General features: G+C 53.3%; 19 protein-coding genes and 4 pseudogenes. 10 read left to right on the top strand and 13 right to left on the bottom strand.

Annotation, left to right across the window (positions count from 1 at the left end):
- Positions 1-43: 43 nt before the first annotated feature.
- Positions 44-490: a hypothetical protein gene (locus tag KRAC_RS75175; RefSeq protein ID WP_244421914.1), complete on the bottom strand. Its 447-nt coding sequence runs from the start codon at positions 488-490 to the stop codon at positions 44-46.
- Positions 491-500: 10 nt separating this feature from the next.
- Positions 501-746 carry a hypothetical protein gene (locus KRAC_RS75180; RefSeq protein ID WP_052567837.1) on the bottom strand — a complete coding sequence of 82 codons (246 nt, stop codon included), beginning with the start codon at positions 744-746 and terminating at the stop codon, positions 501-503.
- Between the two features lie 276 nt (positions 747-1,022).
- Here KRAC_RS75180 and KRAC_RS01220 point away from each other — a divergent pair, with 276 nt between their 5' ends.
- Both KRAC_RS01220 and KRAC_RS68800 read left to right on the top strand, forming a co-directional pair.
- Positions 1,023-1,790 carry a hypothetical protein gene (locus tag KRAC_RS01220; protein WP_007903865.1) on the top strand — a complete coding sequence of 256 codons (768 nt, stop codon included), beginning with the start codon at positions 1,023-1,025 and terminating at the stop codon, positions 1,788-1,790.
- Positions 1,791-1,848: 58 nt separating this feature from the next.
- A protein-coding gene (locus KRAC_RS68800; protein ID WP_085954384.1) for an IS630 family transposase occupies positions 1,849-2,950 on the top strand; the annotation gives its coding sequence in 2 pieces (ribosomal slippage) (positions 1,849-2,264 and positions 2,263-2,950; 1,104 coding nt in all).
- A 6-nt stretch (positions 2,951-2,956) separates the two neighbouring features.
- Here KRAC_RS68800 and KRAC_RS01235 read toward each other — a convergent pair.
- From KRAC_RS01235 to KRAC_RS01240, 4 genes and pseudogenes are all read right to left on the bottom strand, one after another.
- Positions 2,957-3,616, bottom strand: coding sequence for a DUF1963 domain-containing protein (locus KRAC_RS01235; RefSeq protein WP_007903871.1), 660 nt, complete (start codon positions 3,614-3,616; stop codon positions 2,957-2,959).
- 137 nt (positions 3,617-3,753) lie between these two features.
- A complete protein-coding gene (locus tag KRAC_RS79160) occupies positions 3,754-4,083 on the bottom strand; it encodes a WD40 repeat domain-containing protein (RefSeq protein WP_420795787.1) in 330 nt (109 codons plus the stop codon).
- Between the two features lie 30 nt (positions 4,084-4,113).
- A pseudogene (locus tag KRAC_RS79165) lies at positions 4,114-4,287 on the bottom strand (WD40 repeat domain-containing protein); the annotation flags it as partial.
- Between the two features lie 412 nt (positions 4,288-4,699).
- A complete protein-coding gene (locus KRAC_RS01240; protein ID WP_007903873.1) occupies positions 4,700-8,365 on the bottom strand; it encodes a PAS domain S-box protein in 3,666 nt (1,221 codons plus the stop codon).
- A gap of 599 nt (positions 8,366-8,964) precedes the next feature.
- Here KRAC_RS01240 and KRAC_RS01250 point away from each other — a divergent pair.
- Positions 8,965-9,324, top strand: coding sequence for a YciI family protein (locus KRAC_RS01250; protein ID WP_007903876.1), 360 nt, complete (start codon positions 8,965-8,967; stop codon positions 9,322-9,324).
- 13 nt (positions 9,325-9,337) lie between these two features.
- Here KRAC_RS01250 and KRAC_RS65030 read toward each other — a convergent pair.
- The 3 genes and pseudogenes from KRAC_RS65030 to iscB form a co-directional block, all read right to left on the bottom strand.
- Positions 9,338-9,682 (bottom strand): annotated as a pseudogene (locus KRAC_RS65030) (helix-turn-helix domain-containing protein); the annotation flags it as partial.
- Positions 9,683-9,916: 234 nt separating this feature from the next.
- Complete coding sequence (locus KRAC_RS73530; protein WP_169460841.1) at positions 9,917-10,069, bottom strand: hypothetical protein; 153 nt, start codon at positions 10,067-10,069, stop codon at positions 9,917-9,919.
- A 37-nt stretch (positions 10,070-10,106) separates the two neighbouring features.
- Entirely contained in the window at positions 10,107-11,423 is a 1,317-nt protein-coding gene (iscB, locus tag KRAC_RS01255; protein ID WP_007903878.1) for an RNA-guided endonuclease IscB, read from the bottom strand.
- 417 nt (positions 11,424-11,840) lie between these two features.
- On the opposite strand from iscB, the gene KRAC_RS01260 reads away from it, so the two are divergent.
- The 4 genes from KRAC_RS01260 to KRAC_RS75185 all read left to right on the top strand — a co-directional run bounded on the left by KRAC_RS01260 (position 11,841) and on the right by KRAC_RS75185 (position 14,518).
- Positions 11,841-12,857, top strand: a complete 1,017-nt coding sequence (locus KRAC_RS01260) for a synaptic vesicle VAT-1 family membrane protein (protein ID WP_007903879.1) — start codon at positions 11,841-11,843, stop codon at positions 12,855-12,857.
- A 572-nt stretch (positions 12,858-13,429) separates the two neighbouring features.
- A complete protein-coding gene (locus tag KRAC_RS01265) occupies positions 13,430-13,750 on the top strand; it encodes a hypothetical protein (protein WP_040441713.1) in 321 nt (106 codons plus the stop codon).
- Complete coding sequence (locus KRAC_RS01270) at positions 13,716-14,087, top strand: hypothetical protein (RefSeq protein ID WP_157506252.1); 372 nt, start codon at positions 13,716-13,718, stop codon at positions 14,085-14,087. The genes KRAC_RS01265 and KRAC_RS01270 overlap by 35 nt, the downstream gene beginning before the upstream one ends.
- Positions 14,081-14,518 carry a hypothetical protein gene (locus KRAC_RS75185; RefSeq protein WP_007903881.1) on the top strand — a complete coding sequence of 146 codons (438 nt, stop codon included), beginning with the start codon at positions 14,081-14,083 and terminating at the stop codon, positions 14,516-14,518. Before KRAC_RS01270 ends, KRAC_RS75185 begins: the two co-directional genes overlap by 7 nt.
- On the opposite strand, the gene KRAC_RS01280 is transcribed toward KRAC_RS75185, so the two are convergent.
- Both KRAC_RS01280 and KRAC_RS01285 read right to left on the bottom strand, forming a co-directional pair.
- Positions 14,512-15,561 (bottom strand): leucine-rich repeat domain-containing protein, encoded by a 1,050-nt coding sequence (locus KRAC_RS01280; protein ID WP_007903882.1) that lies wholly within the window; start codon positions 15,559-15,561, stop codon positions 14,512-14,514. The two genes, KRAC_RS75185 and KRAC_RS01280, sit on opposite strands and share 7 nt — an antisense overlap.
- 90 nt (positions 15,562-15,651) lie before the next feature.
- Positions 15,652-16,179, bottom strand: a pseudogene (locus tag KRAC_RS01285) (transposase); the annotation flags it as partial.
- On the opposite strand from KRAC_RS01285, the gene KRAC_RS79170 reads away from it, so the two are divergent.
- A complete protein-coding gene (locus KRAC_RS79170) occupies positions 16,081-16,446 on the top strand; it encodes a DUF7694 domain-containing protein (RefSeq protein WP_420795788.1) in 366 nt (121 codons plus the stop codon). The pseudogene KRAC_RS01285 and the gene KRAC_RS79170 overlap by 99 nt on opposite strands.
- Positions 16,447-16,840: 394 nt before the next feature.
- Here KRAC_RS79170 and KRAC_RS01295 read toward each other — a convergent pair whose 3' ends face one another.
- On the bottom strand, positions 16,841-17,545 hold the full coding sequence (locus tag KRAC_RS01295; protein WP_052567839.1) for a GH25 family lysozyme: 705 nt from the start codon (positions 17,543-17,545) through the stop codon (positions 16,841-16,843).
- Between the two features lie 114 nt (positions 17,546-17,659).
- Positions 17,660-18,866, bottom strand: a pseudogene (locus KRAC_RS79175) (RNA-guided endonuclease InsQ/TnpB family protein).
- 329 nt (positions 18,867-19,195) lie between these two features.
- Between KRAC_RS79175 and KRAC_RS60480 the strand changes: the two are divergent.
- Both KRAC_RS60480 and KRAC_RS01310 read left to right on the top strand, forming a co-directional pair.
- Positions 19,196-20,068 (top strand): aminoglycoside phosphotransferase family protein, encoded by an 873-nt coding sequence (locus KRAC_RS60480; protein ID WP_007903884.1) that lies wholly within the window; start codon positions 19,196-19,198, stop codon positions 20,066-20,068.
- Positions 20,069-20,236: 168 nt separating this feature from the next.
- Positions 20,237-21,415: an RNA-guided endonuclease InsQ/TnpB family protein gene (locus KRAC_RS01310; protein WP_007903885.1), complete on the top strand. Its 1,179-nt coding sequence runs from the start codon at positions 20,237-20,239 to the stop codon at positions 21,413-21,415.
- The last annotated feature ends 120 nt before the right edge of the window (positions 21,416-21,535 follow it).

Below are 21,535 nucleotides of genomic sequence, written 5' to 3' on the forward strand. Positions count from 1 at the left end.
GTTATCAAGACATTGATCAATGTCTTGCCAGCCTTCCCCTTACTTATCCAGCAAGTTTCGGCTGAACGGATCGCACGTAGCACTGATTGAGGCTTTTGAGGGGTTTGCCACTCACCAGACGAGGCACAAAACCAGGTTTGTCGCTGGTGATGGCTGCGAGCACGTTGACACCTACATCCACGGCGGCTCGAAGCTGCGGGGTGACCGCAGCCGGTTGGATCTCCTGCTCATAGACGACCTCCAGCATGTAGCCATCAGCGCGTGGAACGATGCGAACCTGCCTGATGGCTTCCCAGGTGATCTGAGTTGCGATCTCAATGGGAAGTCCTGATGGGACCAGCTTGCCCGTGCGCTTGAATACCCTCTTGCCCAGGGCTTTTTTCTCGTAGATGAGCAGGAAACGGCCCTTGGTCTTGTCTTGATAGCCAGGAAGCTTGGGGCGTCCCGTGAAGGGAGAGGGGTCTTCGCGGTAAGCCTCCATCACGCGCAAAAAAGCTGACCTAGTTGTGGTGGAGCTGAATGAGGATGGCATTACTGACTTTGCGAGGGAGGGCACAATAGGCCTCATGGTGTTTCAAGCGATGGAAGATGGCAGCGTAGGGCAGGTAGGTTCCCTCGTGAATGAAGGCTTGTCGGATCTGGTAATTGGCCTGGTTGTACAGGTTTTTAGAGGCAAAGGCCGCCTGGTCAATGACCGCAAAGCGTGCATCATGGAGACGAATGAGATGTCGTTCGACCAACTGCATCTGGTGGCCTCCTCCTTTTCCAACAACACGTCCTTCGAGTCGATGTTTCTCTCTCTTGTTCTTTGATTGAAGAACATTCTTTCCAACAGAACTCTACCAGAGACGCCTTCATTTGTCAATATCTGGCATGATTCCTTGGAAACGTTTATCACACCCCACGAAAGCTAATCTCTGCCCTTTGACTTTAAATGGGTCAGATAACACTCCTGAGTACAACTGGCTTTAGACTATCATTGATGAGTATAGCCTTTTCTATGAATCAGGAGGATTAAACGTATGCAAAACGATCCCAATTCCAACCGTAGTTGGGAGGGTACACTTGCCCTGGTCATGGCCCTCCCCATGTTTGTACTCGCCTGCATTGGCTTCTCCATTTCGCTCTTATGGCCTCTTAGCCACTCCTGGTGGCAGGCTGATCGTGGTGCCAGCCTGTTACTTCTGCTCAGCTATATTGCGTTTGCCATCCACACCATCACTACTCATCGACCTGTGCGCCTGCTGATGCTGCGCTATGCTCTACGCACCGCCTTCCTCATCGGCTTGCTTATTGGAGCCGCCTTACTGTGGCCTGGCCTGAGCCAGAACTGGCGGGGTCTGGGGATTATGCTCATGGTCCTCGTACCAATTTATGTCCCGATGAACCCTGGCTACATTTTTGCTGATTTTCCCTGGAACTTTCTCATCGTTCTGCTCACTGTTCTCTGTATATTCCTGTATGGCAATCTTGGCTACCAGCTTATGCGGCGCACTGGTAGGATAGTCTATAGCCTGGAGGGCGCTTTTTTCGCGGGTATCTTTGTCCCACTCTCACTTGCATTCCTGATTGGCCTGGTACGTGACCTTCCTTGGGTCTTGCAGACAACACAGTTTCCCTTGTATGAAAGGTTAGAGTATTATTACCTCTACCTGCTCAACAGCTTCTTTTCCGTCTACTCCCAGATCATCCTGGCGCTGCTGGCCGGATGGGTGGGTGCGTTGGTGGGGAGGATGAGGAGCCACGTAGACTGCCAACGCCTCTCAAAATCTCATCGGACTGACCACTAGTGGTCAGTCCGTTTAGCTTTTCCAGAGGTGGTATACTCAGCCAAAACGGAGGATGTGTATGCCACACCAGCTAACCGTGACCTTGACCAATGACGAGCGAACAACTCTGGAGACCTTCATCCATCGGGGCAAAGCCAATGCCCGTACTCTCACACGTGCTCGTATTCTCCTGAAATCGGCGGAGGGCTGGAGTACCTCAGCCCTGGTCGCCGCATTCGATGTGTGCGAAGCGACGGTTACGAATGTACGAAAGCGCTTCACTCAAGGAGGACTGGAGGCTGTCTTGCATGATAAAGTCCAGCAGCATCGGCGTAGCGCGCTCTCTGGCCTACAAACTGCTCATTTGATTGCGATCGCTTGTAGCCCCTCACCCGATGCCCACGACCATTGGACGGTGCGCCTCCTGGCACAAAAAGCCGTGGAATTGGGCTTTGTGACAAGCATTTCACCCAATACTATTCACGAAATGCTAAAAAAATGAACTCAAGCCGTGGCAGCATGAACACTGGTGCCTGCCCTCGGTGGGAGGAGAGTTCGTCGCGGCCATGGAAGATGTGCTGGACCTCTATGAAGAGCCTTATGATCCGCAGTACCCAACGATTTGCCTGGATGAGAAACCGGTCATCCTGCATGCTGATGTCCACCCACCCGTTCCCGTTGAACCAGGCAAGCCAGAGCGGATCGATTACGAGTACGAACGCAAAGGCACTCGCAATTTGTTTGTGATGGTGGAACCGCTCGCCGGGTGGCGGCACGTCGAAGTGACCATGCAACGCACTATGCAGGATTATGCCAGGGTGGTACGCTTCCTGGTAGATGAGGTCTATCCGCATGCCGAGTACATCCGCCTGGTCCAGGACAATCTTAATACCCATACGTCTGCTGCCTTGTATGAGACCTTTCCACCAAGTGAAGCGCGCCGCATTTTGCAACGTGTCGAGTTTCATTACACACCCAAACATGGCAGCTGGTTGAATATGGCGGAAATCGAAATCGCGATTCTGGAGCGCAATGCTCTCTCGCGCCGCCTGTGCCGAGTGCTGGCGGTCGAAACGGAGCGCAACAGACAACGACGTGGCATTGCTTGGCAGTTCACCTCGCGTGATGCCCGCGTTAAGCTCGAACGACTGTATCCAGTCAAAGAACGCATGTTGGACTGATCTCTCTCAGCACTGAAAGAGGAATTTGCCGGACGTTCCGTCTTCAGAAAGGAAAGCATATCCCACCCCACCCCCAAAATTGACGTAAAAAGGGAGATCAGTCGAATCCTCCAATTGCAAGAGAAGCCGCCAATGGCCTCCTGCTGGATACTCTGGCATTTGCAGAAAGACAGGGGTTCCCCCGATCTTATTTTCTATGCCAACTTCTTCCCAGAAAGCATCGTTTGGCCCCTCCACTGTTGGATCGTACATCTCGTCTGGATCAGAACCAGCAGAGAGCTGTACCGCACATTCACACGGAAGACGAACGGTTCCTGCTCTTCCCCTTTTGTACAGGCTCGGGCCTGTCAACAATGGTTGCGTGAGGAGAGGAGGGGTTCCCGGCTGGATGATGACAGCGTTCTCCCCGCCATCGGGATCATAGGTATCATCAACGAATTTCCCCTCTTCATGGGTGATGAACAGATACGCCATGCGCCCTGGGATCTCGCCGAAGAGCGTCGGATCTAAAGCAATTTGGCAAACAAAGCGCATGGGCTTGCCGGTTTGGCGAGAGAGAGGCCACTGAGGAGTAGTAAGCCAGGTGGGTTGACCGCCAAATTTCGTCACAAGCTTCGTGATAGGCTGTTGTACTTCTTCAAAGAAGAAAGTATATTTGGATCTCATCGATTTTCTCCTTGAAAAGAGCTTACAGGAAGATTACCTTGCGTTTCTCTCCTATTCTCCAGTTGTTATACAACAAGGGAAAGAAACGTGTCGATCCTCACCTTGCTCCAGAAGTCGGAGTACAGTTGCCTGGAACTTCAAAAGCTAAGCAGACCGACCACTAGTAAACGGAAGCATAGTTTTGCAGATTCTGCAAAACCTATGGGTAAAGTTACACATTGCCCCGTTCGCACATCCCAGAGACGCACCGTCTGATCTTCTCCACAGCTCGCAAGCAGCTTCTGATTTGGACTCCATACCACATCTCTAGCACAATGCACTTGGTCTGTGACTGACCTCAAACATTCCCTTGTTTCAACATTCCAGAGACGGATACTCTTGTCTTCGCTACTACTGACAACCATGCTCCCATCCGGACTGCAAGAGATGGACCAGATACGATTGGTGTATCCCTGGATCGCTTTCAAGCAATCGCCTGTCTTGCTATCCCACAGGCGAAGCGTCTGGTCCTCTCCTCCACTTACCAAAAGCAAGCTGTTCGCGTTAAAAGCTAACGCGCGAATCCCTTGCATATGCGCATGCAGTTCTCTCAGAACAACACCTGTACTTGCATTCCATATGCGAGTAGCGCCATCCTCTCCACCACTGGCAAGCAAGGTCCCATCATGACTACTGGTAAATTAACTCAAGGGTGGTCAGATTTTGAACTGAAGGATGGGAAATTGACGTGAATCATGGGAAGCGGTGTTCGTCATCCTGACAATGCCACTCCCCATGTCGCTTCTTCCATCGACATCTTGTACATTGGGACGTCGCGCGCAACGAGTGTTGCGTTCCTCAAAGGAGTGAACGGGGTAGGTGGTGCAGCGGAACAGAAACGTGGTCGAAGCTCTGGCCTGGCTTACAGAGCGGGTGAACAACACAGAGAAAAAGCGTTGGATCGCTGATTTCGCCCTCTCTCTGCTCTTTTTTACATGTATTACCGCTTCTCCGAGACGCTCTCGCGCTCGAATTGGCCTTCAACCACGTTCCTGTTCCGCTGCACCACAACCCCCGATGACGCGCGTCGTGTGCTTTCCCTGCTCAGGCATCGCACTTGCAGGGAAGGGTCACCGTAAAGGTCGATCCTTTCCCGACTTCGCTGTCCACCGTAATGGCTCCCCCATGACGCTTGACGATCTCCGCCACAATGTACAACCCCATGCCCAGGCCGGGGATCGCCTTCTGCTTGGGACCAGTGGCCCGATAGAACCGCTCAAAAATCTTGTCGCACTGTTCTTGTGGGATGCCCAGGCCATGATCGTGCACACGGATGATGGCCGTCTCTGGGGAGGCGTCGAGGTCCATCTCAACCATTTCTGCGCCGGGAGAGTACTTGATAGCATTACTGATCAGGTTGGTGAAGACCTGTCCGAGCCGGTCTTTGTCCCCGACGAGTGAGGAGGGGGCCGCACCACGCACCACAATGGCATGTGTCGTACTGAGCTGCTGCATCGTGTCGGCCACCTCGTGGAGCAACGCATCGAGATCGACCGTCTCCTGCCGATACTCCAGTTTGCCCGCCTGGATCTTGGAGACATCCAATAACTCGCCAATCAGGCGTTCAAGTTGCTTGACGGGTCCCTCCATCCTGAAAAGCGCTGTGGCAGCCTCGTGATGGGATTGCTTTTCCAGGCGTTTTCGCACCAGTTGGGTCTGCATCTTTAACGCTGCGAGCGGGTTCCTCAGTTCATGGCTGGCCATACTGATAAAGTCATCTTTGCGTTGTTCCAGTTCCTTGCGGGCCGAATTATCCAGCACAAAGCTGATACATTGGCGCGAGTTATGCTGGAAGGCGACGCTACCCACAAGCACAGGAAAGCAGCTGCCATCTTTACACAGATACTCTTTCTCGTAGGGCTCCAGATACTGCTGGGTGTCAAGTTCCTGTTGTGCTTGCCTGGTGCGAGCCAGATAGTCTGGAGACGTCATGCGTATCCAACTCATGTTCCCGGTACGCAGGTCTTCTCGTGTATATCCGGTCATGCGGAGGAAACTATCGTTGGCATCCACAATCTGGTCACCTTCTGCGAGAAAGATCCCGATAATGTTGGAATTCATCAGGACGCTCGCGCGCTCCTGACTCTGGCGTAAGGCTTCCTCCATCCGTTTCTGGTCCTCGATGTCGGTGCCGGTGCCAAACCACTTAACGATCTGTCCGGTTTCATCACGCACTGGCATGGCGCGGGCTAAGACCCAGCGATAGGCTCCCGTTTGACCATTTCTGAGACGATGTTTGCTCTCAAAGGGTTCACCTGTTTCGAGGGTCTGCTGCCAGAGCGCTCGGTTGCCTTCGCGATCATCGGGATGGATGAACTGGAGATGAGCCCATCGGTCGCTTTGCATGTGCTCAGGCGTGAACCCGGTATAGTCACACCAGCGCTGATTCAAGTAATCGAGACGGCCATTGGGGAACATGGTCCACACAAACTGTGGCAGCGTCTCGGCCAGCACGCGCCAGTTCTCCTCGCTTTCTTTGAGTTGCTGCTCGGCTCGTTTCTGCTCCTCAATGTCGGTGCTAGTGCCAAACCATTTGAGGATCTGGCCGGATTCATTACGCACTGGCATGGCGCGAGCTAAGAACCAGCGATACTCCCCGGTCGTGCCATGGCGCAGGCGCAGTTCTATTTCATACACCCCGCCGGTCTGGACGGCGCGCTGCCACACGGAGAGGACGCGTTGCCGGTCCTCAGGATGGAGGCACTGGAGCCATCCCTCCCCCTGGGCCCCTTCGGTGCTCAGGCCAGTATAGTCGCGCCAGCGTTGATTAAACGAGTCACGATAGCCGTCCGGTCGCCCGGTCCAGACCAGCTGGGGGATGGCATCGATCAGGGCACGCAGTTCCTCTTCAGCCTGCTTTTTGTCATGAATATCGGTGCAGGTGCCAACCCAATGCAGGATCGTGCCCTGGGCATTACGCTGCGGCACGCCTCGGACCAGAAACCAGCGATAGGCTCCACTGGTGCCGTCTTGCAAGCGATGTTCCACTTCATAGGGCACCCCTGTCTCGATGGAGGTCTGCCACGCCTCCCATACTCGTTGTCGGTCATCAGGATGCACACCCGCCATCCAGCCAGCTCCTTCGGCCTGTTCGTGGGTCATTGCCAGAAAGTCGATCAAGCGTTGATTGTTGTAGGTGATCGACCCATCAGGTCCTGCGATCCAGACAAATTGGGGGATAGCATCGATCAGGACACGCAGTTCTGCTTCGGCCTGCTTTTTGTCATGAATATCGGTGCAGGTGCCAAACCATTTGACGATCTGACCTGCTTCATCGCGCACCGGCGTGCCGCGGGCTAAGAACCAGCGATAGGCTCCCGTTTGGTCATCCCTGAGACGATATTCGATCTCATAGGCTTCACCCGAGGCAAGCGCATGATGCCAGACCGTTAAGGTGTGCTCAAGATCGTCCGGGTGTAAAAACTGGCTCCATCCATGGCCCAATGCGTGTTCGGGGGAGGAACCACTATAGTCATACCACCGTTGATTCCAGTACTCCACCGATCCATCTGGCGAGGTCGTCCACACCAACTGTGGAACCGTTTCGGCCAGCACGCGCCAGTTTTCCTCGCTTTCTTTGAGCTTCTGCTCGGCTCGTTTCTGCTCCTCGATGTCAGTGCAGGTGCCAAACCATTTCAGGATCGTCCCCTGATCATCCTTGTAAGGCATTGCTCGGACAAGGAACCAGCGATAGGCTCCGGTCGTGCCATGGCGCAGGCGCAGTTCTGTTTCATAGGGCCTGTCGGTTTGGACGGCACGCTGCCACACCTCCAGGATGCGTTGTTGGTCATCGGGGTGGATGGCCTGGAGCCAGCCGTCGCCTTGGTATTGTTCAGCGGTCATGTCGGTAGAGTCACACCAGCGTCGGTTACTGTATTCACGCGAGCCATCGGGGCGTGCCATCCAGACAAGTTGGGGGATGGCATCGATCAGGACACGTAGTTCGTCTTCGGCGTGTTTGCGTTCGGTGATATCCCGACCTGCACAGATGAGATACTCGATCTGCTGGCTGGCATCACGATGGGCGGTAATCGTCATCAAAATGTCCAGGGACAGGTCAGTTCGTGGATGGATTCTGGCCTCAAAGCGCACAATTTCTCCCTGCCTGGCTCTGGCAATGGCTGCGCGCAAGTGCTCTTGAACCACCAGGTCAGAAGACCACGCAGGCAGGTCGGTCAACGGTGTGCCCACCACCTGCTCCCGTCGGAGGTGCGCATCGGCCAGAGGACGCTGATTGATGTCGAGGACCAGTCCGTCAGGAGTCACGATCGTGACTCCGTCAGAGAAGCTTTCCAGGAGATCCCGATACATCTGTTCGTTCCGGCTCAAAGCATCCTGGAAGTGTGGTGGTTCCAGGTTTTTATGGAAAAAGAGCGCGAGTCCTTCGTCTGTCGGTGAGAGAGAGACGTGCAGCCAGCTGTTGGTGGCGGGAGACACATACTCCACTTCGGTTGGTTCGCGAGTCTGTTTGGCCTTGTGGACGGCCTGGTAGAGCGACGGGCTGACCAGGTGGGGCGCGCCACACCACAAGGACGTGCCACAGACCTCCTCTCGCGTGGTTCTGGAGAGCGTCTGGGCGCTCGCATTGGCATAGACAATGGTCTCAGTGTCATCGACGACAAATACGGCATCAGGAAGGGTCTCAAGCATGTGGAGGAGCGTCTCACGCGACCCAGGAGTGACACGCTTGGTCTGCTTGGCATTGGACATACGGTGGTAGCCTCCCTTTCACGTACCCCCCATCCCTGAGAACGAAAATGCATTCCTGCTCGAACCGAAAGCACGTCTAGTGAAATGATGTGATATCTGTGAGAAACAAGCAAGCTGGACTGGACTCCAGTACCAGGTCTCGAAAGAACAAGAGAACGAGCAACCACGAGAGACGCTCAAGAAGCAGAGCATCCTCGAAACGTGAGGAAACAGTGCTGAGAACGCTGCTCCTTTTGCTTCTTCTCTTAGAGAAAAACGTTCTTGCGAGCGTCAGTGGTGGCTTCGTGTTGTTGGTCGTTCCGTTCTTTCTCACGGGCCTGGGTGTAAACCCCAACATTATCAGGCTGATGCCCACTTTGGGGGTTTACTGCCTGCTTCCTGAGCTGAAGGAGATCTGCAGTGTGCAAAAAATCCAGCTTGTGATGAGTAGCAAGTACGCGAGAGCACATGATCTGGTGTTATCGCTTCTTGTCGACGGATCTTGCGCCAATTCGCTGGAAGGATGTCCTTTTTAGATCATGCCTATTCGTCGTATGTATAAAGGCGGAATGCTTAGCACCCTTTGATAGAGAAACGTCAAGAACGGAAAGAATAATATCATGAAATACGTGCTTTTGTTTTGCGCAGCTTCCCAGGATCTGGAAGCATGGCAGGCGCTGTCTGATGAGGCTCGCGCCTACAAGCGTGCGCAGGCCAGTCAGTGGATAGCCGAACACAGCGCTCAGATTCGTAAGAGCTATGGACTCCATCTGCCCCATACCGTCACCAGCGTCCATTTTGGCGCAGGCAGTCAACCGCTCGTGACTGATGGCCCCTTCCTTGAGGGCACAGAAGTGATTGGTGGTTTGGCTGAGATTGAGGTGGCCGATCTTGATGAAGCGTTGCAACTCGCCAAGACATGGTCTGTCCACACGCCAGGCCACCCGGTGGTCGAGATCTGGCCCATGGTAGAGGAGTAGCACTCCATGACCGATAAAAGCTCAGTTTGCTTTTCTTCTTGCTCTTGAATGTGGGCCGACCGGTCTTGTTTCCCTTTTTCAAGCCGTCAAAATACGCGGCCCAGGCTTTTGCCAGGTCGAGGAACGGCTGATCGGAGGCATTCTTGGTAACCTCCCAGGTCCAGGGGTACTCTTGCCGTCGGATCTAGTTGAATTGCTTCTTCAATTTCAAAGCGGTTGGGTTCTCGCCCGCTTGATACTGTCGGTTCCATTCTGCCAGTGCCCAGTTCCAGGTAAATCGAGCAACACCTGCAGCTCTGACAAAATAGCCTTTCTGCTCTTCTGTTGGATGGAGGCGTATCTTATGCGCGCGAATCATTGCCCACCTCTCCTGATAGACGTCAAAACCCCTTATTTCTTCTAGCATAGAACATTTTTTCACATCTGTCTATGAGAAGGTGCTTTATGGGCATATTGCCACGCTTTACCTCCATTCTCCTCTCTTTTTGAGAACTGTTGAAAACTCTTTCAAACATTGGTCGAGGATACATTGCGAGGCCGCATCTTTGGCGCGATGCTGGCGGCCAATGGTATGGTGAGCCTAGTCGGAATGCTACTCGCAGGCGCATTGGGCAACCGCCTCGGGCCGGTACTCCTTCTCAATGTTCAGGGTGGCACATATGTCGTCAGCGGAGTATTGCTCTTCCTGGTTTTCCGCTTGAAGCCCTTGTTGCTTCAAGAGAAAGCGCTGGATCGAGGAGACCACGTCTCTTCACCAAACGGCGGCACGGAAGCCCCGGCGTTCACGCCTGGGGAGGAAGTGCCGCCTCTCCTTGCGCGTAAGCGTAGCCATCGTTGCGATGGACCGGCCGACAATATCGTGCGTGAATTCCCTCGACCATGCCGAACGGACGCCCTCTCAGTTTCAAGTACCCATCCGACTTGATCGCCACACGCCCGACATAGGTGCCGATCTTCTTGCCTTTCGTGACCACCGCACGAACCAGATCGCCTGTCCTCAATCCGCAGATGCAGCTGGGTCCTTTGGCTTTTCCTCGTGGGAACCCCCGTTTATCCACATTGACCATGCGACGAGCCTGCCGCCCCTGTGCCTGAATCAGCCAGGGACGAACATGCCGGATCTGGAGGCGTTCTGGCGTTGATCGCCCTGTGCATGCGGCATCGATCCAGTGGGTCTTAGGAAGGTTTCGGCTTTGTCGGTTCCACTTGGTCAGGCCGCCAGACCCCGTCTCGACCGGCAAATCAAGGGCCTTGAGGCGCTCATACAGCTGCCAGCGCGTGCTATTGACCGCCGCTGCATCATGCAGTGGGGCGCGACGCTGCGCCTGCACGCGAGTGAGCACGTCTGGCCGGTTTGCCAGAAATGACTCAAGGGGGTGATCGCCTTTGGCTTGGTTACAGGGCCGACACGCGATGACGAGATTTGCGATGCGATCCGATCCATCTTTCGAACGGGGAGACACATGGTCGATTTCCAATGGCACCTCGCTCGCCTGGCAATACGTGCATCGATGCTGCCATTTGGTGAGCAGATACTGGCGCACTTCTGTTCCCCACAAGGTTCCGCGTTGGTATTCGATCCCCTCAATGGAAGGGTTCTGCAGCAACGCAAGATCAAAGCGCACGAGTTCCAAGGAGAGCGCGCCAACCGGACACCAGCGCGACAGGCGCTTGACCCAGGTCAGCAGGTGAAGTACGCGGCTCTCAAGCGAGGGCGCGAGCCACCCTTTGGGCCGCCTCCGATTGGCAAACCGTGCCGCACGGTAGCGGGTATGGCGGCTGCGTCGAGATCGGCGCACAGCACGCCGCTTCGCGAGCGCCTCGCGGATCTGCGGGCTTCGATGAGTCAGCTCCGCCGCCCACATCACCTCCCCTGACTGTTCATGGAGCACGGCAATGCCGCTGGTTTTGGCCCCAGGATCGAGTTTGACGCGCAGCGGCTCCACCACTGCCTCCGGCCTCGCCTCGCGCAACATCAGCACAAAGGGAAAGCGACGCAAGATGGCTGCCTTGCCCGCCTTGAGCAGAAGACGGGCGCGGGCAGGAGTGCAGGGCATGAGCGGCTTGCGCTCTGCATCCACAATCAATACACGCGACATGGTTTTGTTCCTGTTCTCCCCTTGCGGGGGCCTCGTAATGAGGCATCGCGTTGGTGTGCGCCTTCCTGTCCAGCACACACGAACGGTAATGTTTTCCTCGCCCGGGTGTCAGAAGCGGCGATCTTTGCTCAGCACTGGCTTTGGACACCCCATCAACCTGTTTAACTGAGCAATTAAAGAGCCGGGAGCTGGAAAAGCCACTCCAGGGTCTGCTTTTTCGCGCTCCTTCTGAACGGCTCCGGTGTGCAAGCACACCGGGGGCTGGTCAGCATCGGGGCTTGCAGCCAAGACCACTCAGGGAAGTCTCCCACAAGCCCCCCGGTTTCCCGGTGGGGTCGCTGACACGCCTGAAGGCTTCCAGGTGTTATACTAGAGCAGAAAGCGGAAAAAGGCAACCATATGAGGAGAGCGAATTCCATGCGACAGGTCTGGATTACCAAAGCTGGTCCACCAGAAGTCTTGCAGGTGCGCGAGGCGCCTGATCCCACTCCACGGCCCGGGGAGGTGCGTATTCGGGTGGAAGCCAGCGGCATCAACTTCGCCGACCTGATGGCGCGGATGGGCCTCTATCCCGACGCGCCCAAAATCCCCTGTGTCGTCGGCTATGAGGTGGCCGGGACGGTCGATGCCCTGGGTGAAGGGGTCACGGAGTTTCAGATCGGCCAGCATGTCCTGGCTCTCACGCACTTCGGCGGATATGCCGATGTCGTCTGTGTACCTGCTCTCACTGCCTTTGCGCGTCCTCCACAGATGAGTGCGCAAGTGGGGGCAGGAATGCTCGTCAACTATGTCACCGCCTATCAACTGCTCGTCGTCATGGGTTCGCTCCACCAGGGGGACCGCGTCGTGATCCAGAGCGCTGCCGGCGGTATTGGGCTGGCTGCACTGGATATTTGCCGAATCTACGGCGCGGAAACCATTGGGATAGCATCTGCTACCAAGCATGCGTGGTTGCGTTCCCGTGGGCTAGATCACGCCATCGACTCTCGGAGTGCAGGAGTGCTCAAGGAGATCCAACAGATCAGCAGGGGTGAGGGCGTAGAGATCGTGTTAGATTCTCAGGGCGGTCCCTCCTGGCGACAAAGCTATGGCCTGCTCGCCCCCACGGGACGACTGCTGACCTTTGGTGTCAGCAGCCTCGCCCCCGGACATCGCCGCTCCCTCCCGTCGCTGTTGCGCCTGGTGCTGACCATGCCACGCTTCACGCCTCTGCGCTTGATGGACGAAAACAAGGGGGTTCTTGGGGTGAATGTGGGGCATCTCTGGCACAAGCCTCACCTGGTGCGTGGTTGGGCCGAACAGATCCTTGCCTGGTATGGAGAGGGTAAGCTTGCACCTCAGATCGATCGCACCTTTCCTTTTGCCCAGGCGCCGGCTGCTCACCAGTATCTGCACGACCGCAAGGCAATCGGCAAGGTTCTCCTGGAGCCATAGAGGGAGAAGATGGCACTGTTTCTACCCGGTATGTATCTCCTTCAGTCCTTTGGGGTAAGGACACACTCTGTTTTTCGGCTCTCTCGCAACTATGCCCTTACCATGAATGCGGACACATTGTCTATACGAAATCCATAGGTCTGGCACAACGCCTCATGCTCGTTTTTATGGCGATCGTTGCTCGACCTGAGAAGAACGATACCATCGCATCCATCGAAGCATCTGATCTGCATCCTCCAAGAGCCAGGAATTTCCCGGAGTATCACGTTCCCTTACCTCAATCACATAACTATGACTGACTGGATCAAGGCAGGAACGCAACACATAGCGACGTTGATCGACCCACCCAGCAAGCTTGCTTGCCCAGCATCGAACAGACAGTGCTGAAGACTCCCCATGCTAAAGCACTGACACTTATACACAAGTTTTGGCGTGCTGAAAAGAAAAGCGTGAAAAAGCCAAGGAGGAAGGCTCATGGGACAAGAACCTTTGCAGCATGCCGACGTGGGCCGCCCAGACCTTCGGAGCAGCCGAATTGGGGGATCCACGACGCACTCAAAGGACGAGGGCCGATGGGCAATAGTAAAAAAGATATTGGCTTCAGTTTGCACACCGTGCTTGCAATGAATCCGCACAACCAGCAGATCTTGGGATGTATGACCCTGGAACCCTTCATTCGTCAGCTTGCTCCCGTTGGGGAAACCAAAGTAGAGCGAAAAAAGAGAGAGCGAGAATCCCATGTCTGGGAAGAGAGTGTGCGACAGATCGGACGAGTGCCTGAGCATCACCAATGGATCTATGTAAGCGATAGCGGCAGCGATGTCTACACGTTTTGGCAGACGTGTGAGGATCTCGGGTATGACGCGTGTGTTGCGAGTGGCCCAGGATCGTAACGTGGAGATTTCCCAAGAGGATGTGCAAGCTGGGCTCGACGAAGGGCATCTCAAAATCCTGGCTCGTGCCCTCCCTGGTGGAGATGCCCATCTGGTGCACATTCCTGCCCAGCATTCTCAGCCCAAGCGAGAAGCACTCTTACAGATGAATTTTCAAAAGGTGCGAGTACAGCCACCTGTGAACGGAGCCTGTTTGCGCAAAACGGAGATTGTCGCCTGGGTCGTCCGGGTTTGGGAACCGTCCCCACCGCAAGGGCAAGAACCGTTAGAATGGATCTTGTTGACCACGCTGCCGATCACTTGCCCAAGCGAGGCATGGGAGGTGGTGCAATGGTAGGCTGGCGTTGGCTACTGGAGGACTTCCACAAGGCACTCAAAACTGGCTGTCGGATGGAGCAGCACAATCTGCAAAGCATGCAGGCCCAATGGAACCTGTTAGCCATCCTCACTCCCATTGCCTTGCGCCTGTTGCTAATACGACAAGCGGCACAGCAAGCCACCGAGATCCCTGCGGAGAATGTGGTTTCTCAAGAGGCCATCCAGGCCGTGATCTTGTTGGATCACCGTCACCGCAACATTGTGACAGCCAAGCACTTGTGGCGCGCGATTGCCCGTCTGGGGGCTACCTCGACCGGAAGAGTGATGGACCACCAGGATGGCAGACCTTATGGAAAGGATGGATGCGGGTCATGGACGTCTTGGAGGGCGTTCATCTCGCCGCCCGTCTCCATCCTTCATGATTTGTGTATAAGTGTCAGGCATCAATGACCGGGGCTTTCTCGCCACATTCTCTGTAAAAATGTAAGGATAGCAATTGTTCCTTGCGAAACAATTTCAGACGGCGGGGTTAAAAGTTGGTCATTGTCTTCTATGCAAAATGCGTGCAGGCGACTCAACTGCCCCAGTTCTGCTGGCACCTCCCTCAGTTGGTTCCCGGATAAATCGAGCATATGCAGGTCACGCAACTGCCCCAGTTCTGCTGGCACCTCCCTCAGTTGGTTCCCGGCCAAATAGAGATCTTGCAGTCCACACAACTGCCCCAGTTCAGTTGGTATCCCCGTCAATTGGTTCCCGGACAAATCGAGCTCTTGCAGGTCACGCAACTGCCCCAGTTCAGTTGGCACCTCTCTCAATTGGTTCCCAGATAAGTAGAGCTCTTGCAGGCCACGCAACTGCCCCAGTTCTGCTGGCACCTCTCTCAGTTGGTTCCCGGCCAAATAGAGCTTTTCCAGACGACTCAACTGCCCCAGTTCTGCTGGCACCTCCCTCAGTTGGTTCCCGGATAAATCGAGCATATGCAGGTCACGCAACTGCCCCAGTTCTGCTGGCACCTCCCTCAGTTGGTTCCCGGATAAATCGAGCATATGCAGGTCACGCAACTGCCCCAGTTCAGTTGGCACCTCTCTCAATTGGTTCCCGGATAAGTAGAGCTCTTGCAGGCCACGCAACTGCCCCAGTTCAGTTGGTATCCCCGTCAATTGGTTCCCGGATAAGTAGAGCTCTTGCAGGCTACGCAACTGCCCCAGTTCTGCTGGCACCTCCCTCAGTTGGTTCCCGGCCAAATAGAGCTCTTGCAGGCTACGCAACTGCCCCAGTTCTGCTGGCACCTCTCTCAATTGGTTCCCGAACAAATAGAGCTCTTGCAGGCTACGCAACTGCCCCAGTTCTGCTGGCACCTGTGTAAGACCTTTATCTGAAATATCTAAAGTAATAAGGTTTCCCAGATCGTCATACTTTACATCATTAGGGATAACTTTATAGATAGAAATTAACAACTCAACAATAGCCTGATCACCTGAACTATTTTCCATACATGTCCTCACTTCGGTATTGCTTTCAATAATTCATCGTTATCTCTATGAAATGTAAATAATCCTCATAGTGTATTACACTCCACTATATCACTTAAAAAGACTTACTTTCAAAGAAATGAGGAATGCGTCTTCCAGTGAAGGTGTGTGTTGCAAAGAGATTGAAGACGCATGCTGAGAGTTAGTCCGCTTTTGCGCCCCTAGACGAGTGAGCAGCAGGCGAATTATCGTCACCTGGATCAGGGTTTCACTCGTTGGGACTTTTCGTTCGTACTCTTTGCTCATTCTTCTGTTGTGGGAAATCCAGGACAATGAACGCTCTACGACCCATCTGCGAGGCTGGATGCTAAACCCATGTTGGCCAGGGGCACGTTCCACGACTTCGAGATCCCATCCCCCCTCAGTTTGACACCACGTCGCCAAATCCTGTCCACGATAAGCCGCATCGGCCCAGATCTTTGTCAGACGTGGCAGCACTGGGGCGAGTCCAGCGAGCAAGCATCGAGCCCCTTTACTATCATGCACATCTGCAGGAGTAATATAGACAGAGAGCAGTGGTCCAAGTCTATCCACCAGAATGTGGCGCTTGCGGCCTTTGACCTGTTTGTGCGCATCAAAGATGAACTCGTGGGGCCTGAATGTGAAGGCGTCGAACTGTTTCCCGCTCGCTCACGGGAAGTAGACACCGCGAATCACTACCACCTGTGGACCATCGATGATCCCGCGTTCCGCTTCCCATTTGGGTTTACCCGGCGCCTGGTCACCGAAGTAACCATTGGTGACGCGCGACAAGAGCCATGGCCGGCCAATGAACGCCCGGCTGATTGTCTTTCCGAAGAAGAAATGAGAGCACTTCTCCAAAAAGAACAACGTAGGCGTTCCTGAACGTATAATGCGACATTCCTCCGGATACAGGCTCTAAAGAGCGTGACACCCGGAGGAATTGGCATGCGTGTTTCGAAACACGCATGCCAATTCCACAAATAGCAGAATACAAATTTTTGGTAATTTAAGGTTCTGAAGAAATTTTAGTGACTTAGAGAGATGCGGCAAGCTTGAGACGTAAGAAGAAGCTTTCGGGACATTTCTGGTATCCATCCTGACGAGCCTTCCTAACAAGAAAGCAAAGTGAACACCGAGCGCGAGCAACACGCACTCAGTTGACTACTACAAGCTAAATATCGCACTATTTCCCAGCGGTCAGGCACAACCTACAAAAGTATACCGAAAGGTTGATCCTTTGTGCGTGGGCCTCTGTAGCTACTGCACGGCTCAATGCTCACTGCAAACCTCTGTAGGAGATGGATTGGTATGCGAGTTCAAGAAGTTTGTCTCTTCCTGCGGAAAAGACATTTAAGTCAACAGGCTCCGATATTCCGGGGACATGTCCACGATCACAATACTGCCAGAACGCCCAATTGGTGACATTGCTCCATTGGATCGGGAAAAGGGCTTCACCGATCCAGATGACATAATCCTCAAAATGCCCTTTGATATATTCTGCGTATCGAGTGAGATCCGTGTAAATAATGGGTTTCATACCATAGTGGTGTTCCAGCCGCTGAAGAAACACGTTGATTTCTTGTAGCATCGCCTGGCGATCCTTACCGGATACTTCCAGATCCAACACGGGTGGCAGCATCCCGGCTTCTTTGGGGACCATATTGATGTAATTATCTGCCTGCTCAGCACCGTTCAAGGACGCTGTATAGAAATGATATGCACCCCGAAGCAGCCCCTGCTCTTTTGCCCCACGCCAGTTCGCCCGAAAATAGGCGTCCTGATACGTTTTGCCCTCGGTCGCTTTAATGAACACAAACGTGTATCTGCCTGTTTGGGCAACGCGTTTCCAATCAATCTGCTTCTGATAGCTCGACACATCAAGGCCCTGCACATTGTTCTTCGACACAAACCAGGAGTTCGGCCAGATGATCCCCGTATACAACAAAATGGCCACTATCAGCAGACAAAACAGGACAAGCACAACTCGCCATACTCTTCTTCTCAGAAATTCCCGTGTCTTGTTCAAGGATGTCACCTCCGATGGGATGTATCTATAGAGATGATAACAGTTCACCTAAACAATGACAGGCATTGCTCAGTATGTGGGAGCACCCACTGGACGGACTGCCACGCCCACGATCCCTTGCCCGAAGGAGTCAGGGATTGCTTTTCGGATAATGTTGAGGCTGCCATTCACATCGGCATTGATACGCCTGCCAGTACTGGTACGAAACAAGCCGCGTTTGATGCGTTTGCCCAGGTAGTGCTCATGATGGCAAATTGGCTCAAGATCAAGAAAGCTACACTTACTGGTGTGGCTTTCTTCTTGGAGGATCACATGTATTCCCACCAATTCTGCTTTCTAGTTGAGCATATCAATGAAGCGAGCAAAGGGAATTTGCACAAACTGTTGATTGTTGCGCTTCCCTATGTTGATTTCTTGCTTCCACCCATCGTTCTTCCCGATTACGACTGTTCCTATACCTTCCTCAACGAGATGCTCGATGATACGATGGCTTTGGGTGTGCAAGTAATGATCAATTTTGCGTGTGCGCTTCTGGGTAAGGCGTTCTAAACGAGTGGAGGTATGACGCTTGTGCTTGCTGAGATGGCACTGTAACCTTGCACATTCTTTGTTATACCATTGGTTGATGTGCTTCAGCGGACGCCCGTTAACCAGCAGAGGCGTAAAGCCTGCTTTGTTTGATGTTAGCGTTGCTACGTTGTTCAATCCAATATCGATACCAGCGACGAGCAAAGGATCAACTCCTGCGTGTTTGGGTTCTTGTTCGTAGACCACTTCCATAATATAGAACCCACTACGAGGAATGATACGAGCTTGTTTGACGTTGTTCTGTTTGGTAGGAATCTCGATTCCCAGTTGTGATGGAGCAATCATTCCTCGCTTCTTGAGGGCTTTCTTCGAGAGAGCTTGTCTATCGTAAATGAGGATATTGCGCCCCTTTTGTTTGTCTTTGTACGCGAGGCAGCTTAGGACGACCTTGAAACTTCGATGGATCTTCAAACCACGCTGCAAGCCCTTTACGAAACGACTTCCAGTTCTTCTCAAGAAGCCGAAGGACATCATTGCTCACTTTACGCGGCAAGGCTTGGTAGGCTTGGGTGTCCTTCACCAGATGATAGACCTCAGCTATACTGAGGTACGTACCCGTATGGATGAAGGATTGGCGCATGTGGTAGTTCGCGAGATTATAGAGGTTTTTGGAGGCGAAGGAGGCTGCATCGATGGCAGTATACCGAGAATCACCTTTGCAGATGATATGCCGCTCAACGAGTTGCATCCTACAGCACCTCTTTTCCTTTTATTTCCCCTGTATTGTACTATAAATGCCAGTATATGTCAATATTTGACAATTTATGGCACTATTTCTTAGGAAAGATTTTAACACACGAATCGTCTTGATCTGCTGCCTGAGTCCACCGAGGCATAAAAAAGCATACAAATGCATAGTATCACAATGGGTCGATCTTTCTGTGCGCCGCTGTATACCATGCCTATGGACATCTCGCTGTAGACGCACGTGAGCAGAGAAAAAACAGAAGAAATGTTGTCGAGTTCCAGGGAGCCATGATATGCTTGAATGAGCTAGAAAAGAGGAAGGAAGATACCATGAAGCCAGTAGAACTCCTTCAACGCATGAACGCACTCCACCAGACAACCTTTACATTCCTTGAAAAATATCCAGACGGCGAGCAGGGAGCTTTTGCCGTGACGGATCATCTGAGCAGACGGTGGGTGCTCAAATGGGCACCAGGGGCTGACAACGTAGAGTGGATGCAAGGAGCAAAAGCAGTCACAGATCTGTTACGAAGCCTCGGCTATCCAGCACCATACTATCTGCTCATTGGAAGCATCCCTGAAGGCATCTACAGTATTCAGAGCGCTCTCCCCGGCTCTCCTGTACGCCAGCTTCCATCAACGCTTTTGCCTCGCTTGCTTGAGCTCAATGAACTCCAGAGAGGGCGAGCCATCCCCGGTCGGAAAGATTGGCACCAGGAAGTGATCAATACCGTGCTTTGGGGTGGAGATGGATACTGTCTTCACGAATCCTTGCAGCAGCATTCATCTGGTACTGCTGAACTCCTGCAAACACTTCAAGCCCTGGTAATGTCGCATCAAGATGAGCCTCACCACACGACTGATATCGTCCACGGGGATTTCCAGCACGCGAACATTCTCATTGAGGAGAAACAGATCAGCGGGGTTGTTGATTGGGATGGCTTTGGAGCAGGCGATTGCGTCTTTGATATTGCCACCTTGTTATTTTATTCCTACGAGAGTGTTGAAGTGCGTGAGCGACTTTGGAATTACGCCTTAGAGCGAGCTTCGCTCAAACTTCTGAGCATCTATCTGGCTCACCTGATCCTTCGCCAGGTGGATTGGTCACTGCGCTATCATGATCAAACAACGAGTGAGCGCTACATCACCAGAGGACACGCGCTACTTCAGGAGATCGCATACCGCTCTCATTCTGCTCGCTAAATGTTCAGTTTGTTGGGAAAAGAGTTTTCAACAGTTCTCAAAAAGAGAGGAGAATGGAGGTAAAGCGTGGCAATATGCCCAGAAAGGACCTTCTCATAGACAGATGTGAAAAAATGTTCTATGCTAGAAGAAATAAGGGGTTTTGACGTCTATCAGGAGAGATGGGCAATGATTCGCGCGCATAAGATACGCCTCCATCCAACAGAAGAGCAGAAAGGCTATTTTGTCAGAGCTGCAGGTGTTGCTCGATTTACCTGGAACTGGGCACTGGCAGAATGGAACCGACAGTATCAAGCGGGCGAGAACCCAACCGCTTTGAAATTGAAGAAGCAATTCAACCAGATTCGACGGCAAGAGTACCCCTGGACCTGGGAGGTTACCAAGAATGCCTCCGATCAGCCGTTCCTCGACCTGGCAAAAGCCTGGGCCGCGTATTTTGACGGCTTGAAACAGGGAAACAAGACCGGTCGGCCCACATTCAAGAGCAAGAAGAAAAGCAAACTGAGCTTTTATCTCGCCAATGATCAATTTGAGCTTGGGGACCATCGGATCTGGATACCCAAACTCGGCTGGGTGAATATGGCAGAGACATTGCGCTTTGTGGGCAACGTGATAGGCGCGCGTATTACCAAAACGGCAGACTGGTGGTTTGTGTCCATCCAGGTCGAGCTCCCAGATGCGATCCCGGCGAAGAAACCGGCTGCGTGTGGCATCGATGTCGGACTCAACCACTTGGCAACCTTGAGTACCGGTGAGGGAATTGAGAACCAAGCTTTCCTCAAAACAGCGCTCAAGAAATTGCGTCGGGCAAACAAGCGCCTGCATCGTCGGAAACTCGGATCAAAGAACCGAGAGAAAGCACGCAGACAGGTAGCACGGCTGCATTATCGGATTACCTGTTTACGCGATGATGTGCTCCACAAGCTGACCACCAAGCTTGCCAATGCTTACGGGATCATTGGCATTGAGGATCTCCACCTCAAAGGGTTGCTCAAGAATCGCACGCTGGCTCGGTCATTTTCGGATGCGGCGTTAGGCAAACTGCGTTCTCTGCTTACCAGCAAAATGGAGCAGCGAGGCGGGCAGGTGATCAAAGTGGATCGCTTCTTTCCATCGAGTAAAACCTGCCATGGTTGCGATTGGAAGTGGGAAAACATGCAGTTGTCGGACCGCGTGTTCCTCTGCCAGAACCCCACATGTGCGTACTATCAATTCGGGCAGGAGAGAGATCATAACGCAGCGTTGAATATCCTGCGTGAAGCCCTCCGCTTGATCGGGCTGATTGATCAAGCCGTCTCCGGTACTGGCTCGGACGAAGACGCAAACTTGGCTGTGGACGCGGGGTAAGACCAAAAATGTGCTGGTCACGTTGAGGCACCTACGAGTGAAGCAGCAACAACGAAAGCTGTGGGAGAGCTATGCGTGCATACGTTTTCCTACATTAATCGGAGCAGAGGGATTCTCAAG

This window comes from Ktedonobacter racemifer DSM 44963, from assembly GCF_000178855.1.
GTDB lineage: Bacteria > Chloroflexota > Ktedonobacteria > Ktedonobacterales > Ktedonobacteraceae > Ktedonobacter > Ktedonobacter racemifer.